Here is a 13,682-nt window from a genome sequence, read left to right on the forward strand (position 1 = left end):
ACTACCAATAAATAATAAAACTCATGGACTCATGAACATAGAAAATACACAAGTACAAATGCGGAAGGGCATCCTTGAGTTTTGCATCCTCCATATCATAGCCCGGGGAGAAGTTTATGCATCAGATATGCTAGACGAGCTCACCTCAGCCAGGATCATGGTGGTGGAAGGCACCCTATATCCGCTACTCACCCGCCTGCGCAAAGCAGGTCTGGTAGACTATAAGTGGGTAGAGTCCAGCTCTGGACCACCCCGCAAATACTACACCCTCACTGAACAGGGCAGGGAATTTCTGGATGGACTCAGCCAAACATGGGAAGAATTGGTCTCCTCCACCCAAAAAATCATTTCCGTCAAAAAGAATCCAACACAATCATGAAGAAGACTATAAGTATCAACATTGGTGGTATAATCTTTCATATAGAGGAAGATGGCTTTGAAAAGCTCAAAAGCTACCTGGACTCAGTAAACGCCTACTTTTCCTCTTTTGATGATAGCGCAGAGATCATCGCAGATATAGAAGCCCGTATAGCCGAAATATTTCTGGAAAAACTTGCAGACGGCAGACAAACTGTCAATCTGGAAGACGTTAATGACCTCATCGCTACTATGGGTACTACCAGCGATTTTGAGGCTACCATAGAATCTGAACCTCAAGAAGAACCTGCCGATCAAGAAGAAAAGGAAAGCCCCAAAGATGAGCCTGATGCTGCTTCTGCTGGCGAAAGTAAACCTAAAAAACTCTACAGAGATAGCAAGCGACGTATTCTTGGAGGGGTAGCCTCAGGCATGGCTCATTATTTCGGCATAGACCCACTTTGGGTAAGGCTGCTCTTTGTGATCTTGTTTATCAATTTGCTTTTTCCGGGCTTTAGTGGGGCCACATTTCTTGCATACATCATCCTTTGGATTGTATTGCCTCCAAGCGATGAGTTAGAAGATGACAAAAAGATCAAAAAACTATTTCGAAATACTGAAGATCGAGTAATTGGTGGTGTATCTAGTGGTATAGCTTCTTATTTTGGCACCGACAAAAGTGTCATTAGATTGCTATTTGTCCTGTCCATATTCCTGGGCGGAGCAGGCATTATATTATACATCATCCTTTGGCTCATCACGCCTGAAGCGCGCACCATCACCGAAAAAATGCAAATGCAGGGGGAGCCCGTTACCCTCTCCAATATTGAAGACAATGTAAAAAAAGGGCTCAACGTGAGAGAGGGTGAAGAAAGTCCACTTGTAAAAGTTTTGCTCTTCCCGTTCAGGCTGATAGCGCTGATCATCAATGGCCTTGGTAAGATCCTTGGTCCCGCACTGAAGTTTCTAGTAGAACTCATTCGCATAGCCTTTGGTGTGATTCTGGTGATTATAGGGTTTAGCATGATGCTCGCATTTGTAAGTGCTATACTTACCATCTTTGGGCTGACTAGCTGGAGCCACTTCATGCAGATGGGCAGTATTCCTATTGAGCTGATCCAACGATCTATAGACAGCTGGGCCATCTTATCTATTTTCCTCATCAGCTTTATCCCTGCTCTGGCTATAGCACTGGCAGGCGTAAGTGTAATCATAAAAAGAGCTGTCACCAAAGCTTATGTAGGGTGGTCACTCTTTGGCATCTGGGTGTTTTCGTTGATCTTTTCGGCTTTTGCCATCCCGAGTTTTGTTGCTCAGTTTACCTCAGAAGAGGAAATCCGCTCAGAGCTGACATTTCCACTCACCAATGGCACCCCAACACTACGCCTGAACGAACTGTCCGAAGCAAGGCACCTGGACAATGTGCGGCTAAAACTCCGCGGACATGCTGATAGCACCTATTCTTTGCTGCTCTCATTGGAGAGCCGAGGAAGTAGTCGTGATGAAGCTAAACAAAACGCCAGCATGGTTTCATACAATGTCCAGCAAAAGGCCGATGACTTCATATTCGACTCCAACGTTACCTTCTCTGACAGTGCGATATACCGTTTTCAAAATGCCTATGCGGTGTTTTATATCCCATATGGCAAAGAGTTTAAAATGGACTATGAGCTAAAAGAAATCCTCATCAACACACTTCATACCAACGGGTACTCTTCACGGCACTTGCGCCAAAACAATACGTGGGTATTTGAACGAACAGGACTAAAATGCGTGACTTGCAATACCGGCCGTAGCCACTTAGATGATGACGAAGACGATCAGCGCTCGTCGCGCCCACGGGCATATGAAGACCGTATTGATTATCCATTCGAAAATTTTGATGAAATCAAAGTGGCCTCACTCATGGATGTAGAGATCATACAGGGTGAAAACTGGCAGGTGACCTTGCGTGGAGGTGATGATGAGCTCGATGATGTGTACCTCAACCAAATCGGAGATGCCCTGGAAGTGAAGTTTCGGGAAGACAACTGGAAATGGTGGAATGACCAGGGAGTGGAAAAAATCTCACTTTTAGTAACCATGCCTGAGTTGGAGTATCTGGAGCTTACAGGAGCTTGTGAAGGCGAGGTAAAAGGGTTTACCAACAAAGAGATGAGTTTTAACCTTGTAGGTGCCTCTAAGCTATATGCCAATGTAAATCCTGAAGAACTAGAAATCAACCTGATGGGAGCCTCTCAGATGGAGGTACGCGGGAGCAGTAGGTACCTGGAAGCAAACGTAGTAGGTGCAAGCAAACTACAGGCACACAGCCTTGAAGCCGAGCGTGCTGAAGTAACAGCAGCAGGAGCTTCCACAGCAGAGGTTTTTGCCTCGGGTGAGTTAGATATAGAAGCCGTAGGGGTGAGCAAAGTGAAATACCGTGGCACCAACAATGTGTCTATCAGAGAAGAAGGCATGAGTAAAGTAGAACGCGATTAAAAACAACTAGTCTTCGGTCCAGGGCTCCATGGCACTGCTGTGGGGCCCTTTTTTATAGGACCAGAACTCATTCTCACCTATAGCCCTTTCAAGTTCACACCTCCTAATGTGAGCTATCAATCCATCGCAAATTCCACACCCATACTTAATCAAGGCAAAAGTATGCATCACGTAAGTAAACGACTGATACGCTACCGACTCAAATGGCAACTAGATGAAATCACCTTAGAATACGGTGTTTTCCGAGACGGTACTGCCTCACAATATATGCTATCTGAGGAACTTTCAGCCTATAAAGACCTGCTTCGCACCGCTGAGCGCTCGTTATGAACCAGCATTCACAAATGCCCCTTTTTTGCTATGTTGCCACAGTGTAAAATAGAAAGTGGACCCCATGCCTGGAGTAGATTTCAACCAAAGCTCTCCCTCATGATGCTCCACTATCCTTCGGCAGTTAGACAAGCCTACTCCACTACCCGCAAATCGCTCCCGAGCATTCAGTCGCTGAAATAGTTGAAATATTCGCTCGTAGTGCTGCTTGCTAATACCTATTCCATTGTCTTTTACAAAGAATGAATCCCCTTTAACACCGACTATCACTTCAGGCGTAGTGTCTCCACTTTGAAACTTGATCCCGTTCGTGATCAGGTTTTGAAAAAGCATACGCAGCTGCATCGCATCTCCTCTCACATGAGGCAGATCCAGCACCTTCACCTCTGCCCCCGATTTTTCGATTACATGATTGAGATCCATCACTACATCACTTACCAGCCGATTGAGGTCGATTTCTTCCAAACTAATACTAGGTTCGGACAACCTGCTGTGCGCCAACAACGACTGAATCAGCTCACTCATACGATGCGAAGACTCTTGCATAAAGGCCAAATACGTATCAAACTGCTCATCAACCTTTCCTTTATAGTCATCACTCATGATATTGAGGAAACTTCGCACAGTGTTTAACGGCTCCCTGAGATCATGCGAAGCTATATATGCATATTGCTCCAGTTGACTATTTTTAGCTTGAAGCTCATGCTGCGAGCGCTTCATCTCACTGATATCCGTAATTTGAGAGATGAAAAACAAAGGTTCATTATTAGCATCTGTCACCTTAGACACTGCCAGATAGATATACACTACACTTCCATCTTTGTGAAAATAGCGTTTTTCCATCTGGTAAGTGTCTCTGGCACCCGCTACTAACTCCTGCAGCAATGAAAGATCTTTATCCAGATCTTCTGGATGTGTAATGTCCTGAAAAGTCAAGTCCAGCAGCTCTTCTTCGGTGTACCCCACCATATCGCAGATCGCCTTGTTCACCCGAATCCAGCCACCATCCAACCCCACCAAAGCCATACCTATGCTAGCGTAATCAAATGCCCCTCTAAATTTTTCTTCACTTAGACGGATTTGTTCTTCGGCCTTTTTCTGAGCTGTAATATCTTCGGTCATGATGAGCAGCCCGCCCACAGCTCCGGCTTCCGAATACCAGGGCCTAATATCCCAGCTCATCCATTGTATTTCGCCCTGTTCATTCCGGGACCGCTCACCATCAGACTTTATCACGGATCCAGCCAGGCACTTACGGTATATATCACTCCATCGAGGCTCTAGCTGAGGAAATACATCATACTGACTTTGACCTATCACAGCCTCTCGAGTTAGCTTGTAGTCCTCCAGCCACTGATCCGACACAGCCAAATAATGCATTTTCCGGTCAAACATTGCCAGCGCACGTGGCGAATGTTCTACATAAGTCACGTATTCTTTGGCTTTGGATAGATCAGGCTCCCTCATGGCCGTACCAATCAGCGAGCCATCTTCTTTACGCATACCCTGAAAAAGAAGGCGTACCTCTCCGTGAGACCATCGGAAAGGGGCCGCAGATGACGCCTGGAGCAGCTGATTTGCCCAGGCCTGTAATGCTTGAGGAGCAGACCAGTTGTTTTGAGGGCTTTCGCCTAAAAGGGTCCAAAAATAAGAATCCATTTTCCATCCCCTTGAAGGCGAAAAGGTCCATAAGCTAACCCCAGAGTTTTGAAGTACTTTCCCAAGGTCTCCATCGAGTTGATTTTCCAACATAATTAGATGAACAATATTTTATCAGACAGTGCCTTATAAGCCGCCTCAAATTCTTTCACTTTTTCAGTGTATAGCTTACCTTCCTGGGCTTGCAGCTCCAGCTCATTCGCCAGGTTGCTCATAGCCTCGTGCATTATAAACTTAAACCCTCCCTTCATTTTATGAAAAAGCTGATGAGCATCGGCATATGCCTTTTGTTCAACTGCCTTTTGTAGGAGACCAAATGAGCTGTCATTTTCTTCCTTATACGCTTTAAAGACCTCCCTAAACGCATCCCCATAGTTAACTTTCACAGCCTCCAGATCAATTCCCAGCTTGCTGGCCAGGAGCGATTCCAACACCTCTTCCAACTCCTGGATGCTCAACCCCTTATGTAGGTAACCGTCTACGTGTTGCTCCAGACTCGCCTTCAGTAGGGAAGATTCACTGGTGCCTGTGATGATTACCTTTTTGATTTCGGCATATTCTGGAGATTGGTTCAGCAGATGTACAAAATCCGCTCCGTTTTTGTCAGGTATCTGTAAATCTAAAAATGCTATATCAACCTCATAATTTTTCACTACTTTTAGTGCCGCATCATATGTAAGGCAGGTATGGATCTTTAAACCCTGACGTAACTTGTTGAGCATTACCTGAAGTGTAAAAAGTGCCACCTGACTATCGTCAAGGAGAAGTATTTGTACCATTAGCAATTAATAATATGCCAAAAAAACTTAATCTCATCATGCTCGTCGATGACGACCATGCAACAAATTTCGCTAATAAAATCATCATAGACCGGGCGGGTGTTACTGAAAGCGTCATAACAGCCTCGAATGGACTTGAGGCGCTCGACTATTTGAATCAGTCATCCAAAGATGACCACCCTAGTCCTGACTTGATTTTACTGGACATCAATATGCCCGGAATGAATGGTTGGGAATTTTTGGATGAATATAATAAGCTCAGCCCTACTAATCAAGCGGAAGTAGTAGTGGTCATGCTTACCAGCTCTATGAGCCCTCTAGATAAGCAAAAAGCTAAAGAGTATGGAGTTTCAAATTTTCGGTCTAAACCGCTAACGATCGAGATGATAGAAGAAATCGTAGCTGAGAATTTTAGCTAAGCAGATTAGCAGCTCTCCTTCTGCTACAATCCTTACACCGACATTATCCCAATTCGTCTCATGATTCAACCGACTCGCTACCTGTAGTGTGTTGGATTTGAGTAGCATCATGTTATATTGTTGGTCCATCCAGCCTAAACTAGTTATGAAAATTATTCTTTGCTTGGCAGTGCTCTGCGCTAGCCTACAGCTATCTGCTCAGTCAGAAAAAGAACGCAGTGCGATCATTCGACTCTATAAAGATGATATAGGGAAAGTTTACTCTGTATTTTTTGCCGACACCATAGAACAAACGGTAGACATCAAACTAAAAGACGACAGAGGCACCGTACTTTTAGAGCAATCTATGACTGGACGCGGGTTTTCCAAACGATTCAGCCTGGCGGACCTTAAGCTAGGCGAGTACACCTTTGAAGTGTCCATTCCAGACTATACCTTCCGAGAAAAAATAGAATTAAAAAGCGAAAAACAAATCAAGGAAGAGAGCATCACGCTCCAAAATGACTACCCCTCGCTTTACATCAATGTGGCTGAATATAACATGAAGCCCATGAATATCTTCGTATACACCACAGATGAGCAATTACTAAAAATGTTTTATTGGGAGCCAAACCCTAAAATGCCTTCTAAAAAAATAGACATCTCCCAGTTTGAAGGCTACGAAGTAAGGGTGCAAATCACTCAGGATGGTATAGATCAGGTAGATCAACTAGTAAATTTGTACTAACCGGCAAGGTTAGCAAATTATTAATTTAATAGTGGACGGTGTCAGGTACCGAATATTTTCTTAGATTCAAGAAATTTTTTATCACCTAAAGTTACTCGTAATGAAAACACTATTAAAACCTCTTTCACTGCTTGCAGTGATTGCATTACTCATGATGTCTTGCCAGCAAGACGTACCAGATGCTCCGGAAGGAGAGTTGGTCACAATGAAACTTAACCTTTCTGACGAGCTGAAGACCAGAGACATTCCTTTTTCTGATGGCAGAGTAGCCAGTGCTACAGAATATACCGTTTATGGTATACAGGTAAATACAGTTACTAATACAGGCACACAACCTTATGCTCACGGCGTATTCGATGATACCACGGGGTTTGAAATATCAGTGATCAGTGGCAATACCTACGAAGTATCCGCTACGGCTTTTCAAAAAGGCACCGGATTTGGGCTGTATTCTAGCTCCAATTATGACGGCAGCATTTATTTTAGTTCACCGTTTTACCGTGAGCTGACAAATTCCTTTGACTACCAGAATAACAGTAGTATCTCCATATACGACAGCTATACCTCCACTTTTACTAAGAGTGACAGCTCAAGTGTGGCGTGGCATCAAAGACCAGAAATAGATCGATATCTTTCTCAATACGACCAATTCATTGGAGCTGAAAGTACTACTTTGGATGTAGACCTCTATCGGGCCAACTTCGGCGTACAAATCTATGCGGATAGCTTAAATGAAGGCAAGTTGGTAGTGAACCTACAATCGGCTCCCTCCATCGAACTCACCACTAGTAATACTTTTTCGGATCTAAAAATACTTCAGTTTAGAAATTTATGGAACCTACAAAACGCACCTGATAACTATGAAGAATATGTGTACACGACGATCTTTCACGAGAAAGTGGTGAATGGAGATACAGTCACCAACCCCATTTATGACAATAGCATACTTTTTAAACGAAACTTCATCAAGCAGATTTATGTGACAGTACCTTCTGAAGGAAGCGGAGGATCTGCTGGCCTTAACCTTCGACTTGAAGATGTTCAGTTCCAATACGACTCATTGTTTATAGGAGGATAGTCTCCATCATTCTTTGGCTATCGCAGCATCCGCCAATTAGCCTTTTGTTGCGATAGCCTTACTTTTTCCTTTCAGCACTTCGCAAGAAAATTTGACTAAATTTCAAGTAGGCTTGTAACTTTCGCTCACCCCGGGCGTCTCCCTACTGAAATGTCACCATCCAAACGCTTTGAAACGTACATCCTTCCGGTTACAGATAAAATGTACCGATATGCCTACTCCCTCCTCAAAGATGGAGCACAGGCACAGGATGCTGTTCAGGAGTGTTTGGTGAAGATCTGGTCTTCTCGTGCCAAGCTGCATGAAATCAAAAACCCAGAGGCATGGGCGATGCGCATCACCCGAAACCAATGCTACGATTGGTCTAAGGCCAATCGGTTCCAACTGATCTCTGACAAAGAACACAATACCCCAGGCAACGAAAGCTCTGATTTGCAGACGCTGATGGCTGATCAACAGCTTTGGCTCACTCGGATCTTAGCTTTGCTCTCCCCTAAGCAGCATGAAATCTATCATTTACGCGAAGTGGAAGAGCTGTCCTATCAAGACATTGCCGAAGTAATGGGCCTTTCTCTGTCAGAGGTCAAAGTAAACCTTCATCGGGCTAGAACGAAAATCAAAGCTGAACTAGAAAAAATCGAAGCTTATGGAGTCGCGAATTAAAGAACTACAGGAGAAATACTGGAAAGGTGAATCTACTGTGAGTGAGGAGCAGGAATTAAAAGCCTATTTTCAAGAGAACCCCTCATTATCACCAGAGAGCTCCTACTTCAGAGGCCTGCAAAAAATGCAAACACCTCCAAAGACTTCTTTTCAGCATCCTGGCAAAACATCACAAAAGACACGCTGGTATGTGGCTGCAGCTGTAACAGCCGGCCTACTGACAACCGCCTTAGTGGTCCAGGACGCAAGAAAACAGCATGATTTCACAGTGGATGACCCTAAAGAAGCCTTTGAGATCACACAAAAGGCATTGCTGATGGTCTCCTCTGGTCTCAATGAAGGAAAATCGTACACCACAGAATTGTCAAACATTAACAAAGCTCAGACCTACCTGCAACTAAAACAGGAGGACTAAAAACTTTAATATCATGAAGAAATTATTCACACTACTAGTCATAGTACTAGTCGCCGGATCGGCCACAGCTCAAGGGCAGCTCGTCAACTCATATTTTGAAAAACTTGCAGGAGATGATACCTACACCAAAGTATCGGTGAGCAGCAAAATGTTCTCCCTCTTCACCGAACTGGAAGCAGGCAGTGCAGCTGAGGAGGAATTCCTAAAAGCTGTAAGCAAACTGAAAGGCCTAAAAATCATAGTGGCCGACAGCATCGGAAATGCAGCCGAAATGTACAACAAAGCCATAACAGACATTTCCAAAGCAGGGTACGAAGAGCTCATGTCCGTATTGGATGCAGAAGAAAACATGCGATTTTCCATCAAAGAGAAAAGCGGCAAAATCGAAGAGCTACTGATGCTGGTAGGTGGGAAAAAGCATTTCATCCTGCTAAGCCTATACGGTGAGATAGACCTGAAAAACATTTCTAAAATCGGCCAGGCAATGAAAGTAGAGGGCCTTGACAAACTGAGCAAAATCAGTGAGTAAGTTATTATACACAGGACTATTGGTCATACTGCTGGGGGCGTGCAAACCCTCAGCAGCTTATGAGTCACCGATTAAAGAGCTACTCCAGAGTGATCAGGTACGAACTTATGCCTTCTACCCGAGCACATTGCGAATGGTCAATATTGCCAACAATGATGAGATCGACTCTATGGCCTCTGACATCAACAAGCTTCTGATCTTTCGGCTAGATAGCACGGCAATAGCTAAAAAAAAGCATTTAAAAATTCCTGATCAATATCAATCGCTGGGTTTCGAGGAGTACCTGACCATCGATGGAGGCAAAGCGCGTGCAGCACTTTTTGGCCTCAGTGAAACCAGGACATCTACGTTGGTAGGCTACTGGTCAGCTACCGACGAAACTTTTGCTTTTTACATCAACGGTAATATTGACTGGATGAAACTCCCGGACATCATGGAAGCATTTCAAGACGGAGAAATCGCCAACATACTAAGCCCCAACTAATCGAAACCTATGAACATACTCGAGCTGAATGGCCTCACCAAACAGTACGGCAAGTTACTAGCCGTAAACGAGCTAAACCTACAAATACAACAAGGGCAGGTATACGGTATTCTGGGGCCAAACGGTAGTGGAAAAACTACCACCCTGGGCATGATACTGGACGTGGTGGCGCCATCGAGCGGTGATTATCGCTGGTTTGGAGGGATGTCGCCAATCAAAGCCAGGCAACAGATCGGTGCAATTCTGGAGACCCCTTGCTTTTACCCCTACATGACTGCCGAGCAAAACCTTCGCATAAGCGCTCACATCAAAGAATGCTCTGCAGCCAAAATTTCCGAGGTGCTGAAGCAAGTGGGACTTTTTGAACGCAGAAAGGACAAATTCAAAACCTATAGCCTCGGCATGAAGCAGCGTCTATCTATAGGAGCAGCTCTACTGGCAGATCCACCGGTATTGATTTTGGATGAACCCACCAACGGACTGGACCCTGAAGGGATTGCTGAAATCCGAACCCTCATTCAGGAAATTGCACAGCAGGGAAAGACCATTATCCTTGCAAGCCACTTACTGGATGAGGTCCAAAAGGTCTGTACGCATTTTTGTATTTTAAAAAATGGAAACAAAGTTCACGAAGGGCTGGTAAATGACATCACTGGCACCACGCGTCAGATCCGAATCACTTCGCAAGACCTAAGCCTTCTCAAGACCACCTTGCAACAACATCCAGGTCTTAGCAATCTCGCAACAGATGGACCAGAACTTATAGCTGACCTACAGCCGGGCACCACCACTGCTGACATCAACCGGTTTTGCTTCGAACAAGGCATCACGCTCAGCAAACTGCAACCTGTCAATCGCACCCTGGAGCAAGAGTTTCTCACTATCCTAAAAGCCAACCAATGATCAAATCACTAAAACTCGAATGGCTAAAAGTAAAATACCATCCCCTCATCTGGATACTGTTTGGGATGTACCTCCTCGCCCTGACTATTCTGTGCTTTGGTGGCACGTTTTTCCTGGAATGGCTCAAGTATGAAGGCGAAGACTTTCATGGCCTGGACCCTACTCTGCTTCCGATCTATGACTTCCCAGACATCTGGCAAAACGTCACCTCGCTGGCCAGTTTACTTCGAGTTTTTCCGGCCTTCATCGTGATCATATCGGTGACCAATGATATTACCACGCAGACTTTACGTCAAAATGTAATAGACGGAATCAGCAAAACGCAATACCTCACCAGTAAAATAGCATTGATCGTGAGCTTATCGGTTCTGAGCACAGCCTTCATTGGCCTTGCTGTATTGATCAATGGCAAGCTGTACGCCCATCCTGCGTCACACCAGCTAATGATTGAGGGGGCGACATTTCTTGTTGCATATGCATTCGATGCCTTGGTCTACTGCTGTCTGGCTTTTTTGCTTGCACTACTCATCAAAAAACCCGGCTTTCTCATCATGGCCCTTGCGCTCTATACTATATGGTTCGAACCTATAGCAGCTGCCATTTTGAGAAACCACCCTGACCTGCGAGACACTGCATGGGTTGTACTACCTGACTATTTTCCCGTAAGTGCTCTAAATGGCCTCATTCAGCTACCCTTTGGTCGCTACCTGTTTCACGAAATCACCGATTTTGTCCCCGTCAAACAGCTTATTATCACTACCGCATGGCTTTTAAGCTATCTGAGTGGCATTATTTTCCTACTCACACGCAGAGACCTGAAATAGCTTTTTAATTTTCTAAGAAGTTTTTGTAAATTCAGCCTACTCAACCAACCTAGTTTATATTATGAGTTCGAAATCTAAGCGGTTTATTAGAAATCTGGCTATTTTGATTGTGGTGTTGGTGGCTACGGCCTATGTGGCCAGCGGCGAACACATGGAGCTGATAGCCAAGTTGTAAAAAATTTAGGGAGCCTCGGCTCCCTTTTTCATATCCCTACTTTTAGCAACCTACTGCCATACCAACTATAAGCTTCACCATCCACCAGTTCCACTTTACTTTCTGGAAAGAGTAGCTCCAGCTCCCGTTGGTGTTTCGCTTTAAACGGAAAAGGCTCAGAGCTTAGCAAGATTTTTTCTGGTGACAGATCCCTCATTTGCTCCAGCGTCAGTTCTGGATAGCGACTATCAGTTATCACATTGCTATACCCCAGATGAGACAAAAACTCGTCAATATAGGTTTGACTGCCTGCGGCCATCCATGGCTTATACCAGATGAGGTATAGTACCTCTCCCGTCTTAGTGCTTTTCAGGGATGCTAATTTCTGCTCTACACTAGAGCGTATTTTTTTCGCTTCCTGAGTCGTGTTGGTGATTTCTCCAAAGTCCGTCCAAACCTGCAAAGAGTCCGAAATGGTATTTATGTCGGTCATCCATACGGGCACATGCTGCTCCAGTGCCTCAATTCCTTCGCGGTAATTTTCCTCTTTATTACCAATCACGAGATCAGGCCGAAGGTCTACAATGCGGTCCACTTTAAAATCCTTAGTCCCACCAACGGATGGAAGCTTCTTTACCTGCTCTGTAGGATGTATGCAAAATCGTGTGCGTCCCACCAGCTCCACCCCTAGATCGCAAAGCATTTCAGTAAGAGAAGGCACCAAAGACACCACCCGACGAGGCGGAAAGTTAAAGGTAACCTCCCGCCCCATCTGATCGGTATGTGTTTGTAGTGCCACTATTTGATATAGCGAAAATCCTGCCCATCTTTTACCTGCACTACTGTTTCGTAGATCAGTTTGATGGTGTTTTCGAGATCTTCCTTAGCGCATGTTTCCACCGTGGTATGCATGTATTTTAGCGGAATAGAAATCAATGCTGAAGCCACCCCTTCGTTGCTATAAGCAAAGGCATCGGTATCTGTACCCGTAGACCGGGAAGCTGCTCTGCGCTGAAAAGGAATCCCTTTGGCCTCTGCTACATCCAAAATCATGTCCAGCACATTGTTTTGCACGGCCGGTCCATAACATACTGCCGGTCCATCACCGCAGGCAATATCACCGCTAGCGATTTTATCATACATCGGTGCATTGGTGTCATGCGTCACATCTGTGACAATGGCCAGATTAGGCTTAATCCTATGAGCAATCATCTCAGCTCCACGCAGCCCAATTTCCTCCTGCACAGCATTCACCACATACAGCCCAAAGGGCAGCTGAACATTGTTTTCTTTGATGCGGCGGGCTACCTCAGCAATCATGTAGCCACCTATGCGGTTATCCAGCGCACGCCCTACCAGATATTTATCATTGAGCTCCATCAGCTCATCATCAAAGGTGATGACGCTACCCACATGGATTCCCATCTCCTCCACTTCCTCTTTAGAACTGGCTCCTACATCTATAAAAATGTTTTTGAGAGAGGGTGTTTCTTCTTTGGATTTATCACGTACGTGAATGGCCGGCCAGCCAAATATCCCTTTCACCACACCCTTTTTGGTGTGAATATTTACGCGTTTGGATGGGGCTATCTGGTGATCAGAACCACCATTTCGCACTACGTAGATATAGCCTTTTTCATTGATGTAGTTGACAAACCAGCTGATCTCATCAGCATGAGCCTCAATCACCACTTTGTAAGGAGCGTCAGGATTGATCACCGCTGCTGCAGATCCATAGGTATCTGTAAAGTAATCATCCACGTAAGGCTTGATATAATCCAGCCAGATCTCTTGTCCACTAGCCTCAAACCCCGTAGGAGATGCATTATTCAAATACTTAAATAAAAAATCCCTGCTTTTCGTATCCATACTTATTCTTT

General features: G+C 44.8%; 16 protein-coding genes. 12 read left to right on the forward strand and 4 right to left on the reverse strand.

Going from position 1 to position 13,682, the window contains the following annotated elements:
* Window positions 1–31 precede the first annotated feature (31 nt).
* The 3 genes from C7460_RS10065 (at window position 32) to C7460_RS23735 (ending at window position 3,168) form a co-directional block, all read left to right on the forward strand.
* Window positions 32–379 carry a PadR family transcriptional regulator gene (locus C7460_RS10065; RefSeq protein WP_115867978.1) on the forward strand — a complete coding sequence of 116 codons (348 nt, stop codon included), beginning with the start codon at window positions 32–34 and terminating at the stop codon, window positions 377–379.
* Window positions 376–2,838 carry a PspC domain-containing protein gene (locus C7460_RS10070; protein ID WP_170147958.1) on the forward strand — a complete coding sequence of 821 codons (2,463 nt, stop codon included), beginning with the start codon at window positions 376–378 and terminating at the stop codon, window positions 2,836–2,838. The genes C7460_RS10065 and C7460_RS10070 overlap by 4 nt, the downstream gene beginning before the upstream one ends.
* A gap of 162 nt (window positions 2,839–3,000) precedes the next feature.
* Window positions 3,001–3,168 carry a hypothetical protein gene (locus C7460_RS23735; protein WP_170147959.1) on the forward strand — a complete coding sequence of 56 codons (168 nt, stop codon included), beginning with the start codon at window positions 3,001–3,003 and terminating at the stop codon, window positions 3,166–3,168.
* Here the strand turns inward: C7460_RS23735 and C7460_RS10080 are convergent.
* Both C7460_RS10080 and C7460_RS10085 read right to left on the reverse strand, forming a co-directional pair.
* Window positions 3,163–4,920: a sensor histidine kinase gene (locus C7460_RS10080; protein ID WP_115867981.1), complete on the reverse strand. Its 1,758-nt coding sequence runs from the start codon at window positions 4,918–4,920 to the stop codon at window positions 3,163–3,165. The genes C7460_RS23735 and C7460_RS10080 overlap by 6 nt on opposite strands.
* A gap of 2 nt (window positions 4,921–4,922) precedes the next feature.
* On the reverse strand, window positions 4,923–5,606 hold the full coding sequence (locus C7460_RS10085) for a response regulator (protein WP_115867982.1): 684 nt from the start codon (window positions 5,604–5,606) through the stop codon (window positions 4,923–4,925).
* A gap of 14 nt (window positions 5,607–5,620) precedes the next feature.
* On the opposite strand from C7460_RS10085, the gene C7460_RS10090 reads away from it, so the two are divergent.
* From C7460_RS10090 to C7460_RS10130, 9 genes are all read left to right on the forward strand, one after another.
* Window positions 5,621–6,025 carry a response regulator gene (locus C7460_RS10090; protein WP_115867983.1) on the forward strand — a complete coding sequence of 135 codons (405 nt, stop codon included), beginning with the start codon at window positions 5,621–5,623 and terminating at the stop codon, window positions 6,023–6,025.
* A gap of 145 nt (window positions 6,026–6,170) precedes the next feature.
* Window positions 6,171–6,752: a hypothetical protein gene (locus tag C7460_RS10095; RefSeq protein ID WP_115867984.1), complete on the forward strand. Its 582-nt coding sequence runs from the start codon at window positions 6,171–6,173 to the stop codon at window positions 6,750–6,752.
* 100 nt (window positions 6,753–6,852) lie between these two features.
* Window positions 6,853–7,830, forward strand: a complete 978-nt coding sequence (locus C7460_RS10100; RefSeq protein WP_115867985.1) for a hypothetical protein — start codon at window positions 6,853–6,855, stop codon at window positions 7,828–7,830.
* Window positions 7,831–7,980: 150 nt separating this feature from the next.
* Window positions 7,981–8,493 (forward strand): RNA polymerase sigma factor, encoded by a 513-nt coding sequence (locus tag C7460_RS10105; protein ID WP_115867986.1) that lies wholly within the window; start codon window positions 7,981–7,983, stop codon window positions 8,491–8,493.
* Window positions 8,477–8,908: a hypothetical protein gene (locus C7460_RS10110; RefSeq protein ID WP_115867987.1), complete on the forward strand. Its 432-nt coding sequence runs from the start codon at window positions 8,477–8,479 to the stop codon at window positions 8,906–8,908. The genes C7460_RS10105 and C7460_RS10110 overlap by 17 nt, the downstream gene beginning before the upstream one ends.
* Window positions 8,909–8,921: 13 nt before the next feature.
* A complete protein-coding gene (locus tag C7460_RS10115; protein WP_115867988.1) occupies window positions 8,922–9,437 on the forward strand; it encodes a DUF4252 domain-containing protein in 516 nt (171 codons plus the stop codon).
* Complete coding sequence (locus tag C7460_RS10120; RefSeq protein ID WP_147302909.1) at window positions 9,430–9,921, forward strand: hypothetical protein; 492 nt, start codon at window positions 9,430–9,432, stop codon at window positions 9,919–9,921. The genes C7460_RS10115 and C7460_RS10120 overlap by 8 nt, the downstream gene beginning before the upstream one ends.
* Window positions 9,922–9,930: 9 nt before the next feature.
* Entirely contained in the window at window positions 9,931–10,824 is an 894-nt protein-coding gene (locus tag C7460_RS10125; RefSeq protein ID WP_115867990.1) for an ABC transporter ATP-binding protein, read from the forward strand.
* Window positions 10,821–11,648 carry a hypothetical protein gene (locus tag C7460_RS10130; protein ID WP_115867991.1) on the forward strand — a complete coding sequence of 276 codons (828 nt, stop codon included), beginning with the start codon at window positions 10,821–10,823 and terminating at the stop codon, window positions 11,646–11,648. Before C7460_RS10125 ends, C7460_RS10130 begins: the two co-directional genes overlap by 4 nt.
* Before the next feature lie 203 nt (window positions 11,649–11,851).
* Here the strand turns inward: C7460_RS10130 and C7460_RS10135 are convergent, their stop codons facing one another.
* Window positions 11,852–12,601, reverse strand: a complete 750-nt coding sequence (locus tag C7460_RS10135) for an ABC transporter substrate-binding protein (RefSeq protein ID WP_245986296.1) — start codon at window positions 12,599–12,601, stop codon at window positions 11,852–11,854.
* Entirely contained in the window at window positions 12,601–13,671 is a 1,071-nt protein-coding gene (locus C7460_RS10140) for a M42 family metallopeptidase (RefSeq protein WP_115867992.1), read from the reverse strand. The genes C7460_RS10135 and C7460_RS10140 overlap by 1 nt, the downstream gene beginning before the upstream one ends.
* Between the last annotated feature and the right edge of the window lie 11 nt (window positions 13,672–13,682).

The organism is Marinoscillum furvescens DSM 4134 (assembly GCF_003386095.1).
GTDB classification, from domain to species: domain Bacteria; phylum Bacteroidota; class Bacteroidia; order Cytophagales; family Cyclobacteriaceae; genus Marinoscillum; species Marinoscillum furvescens.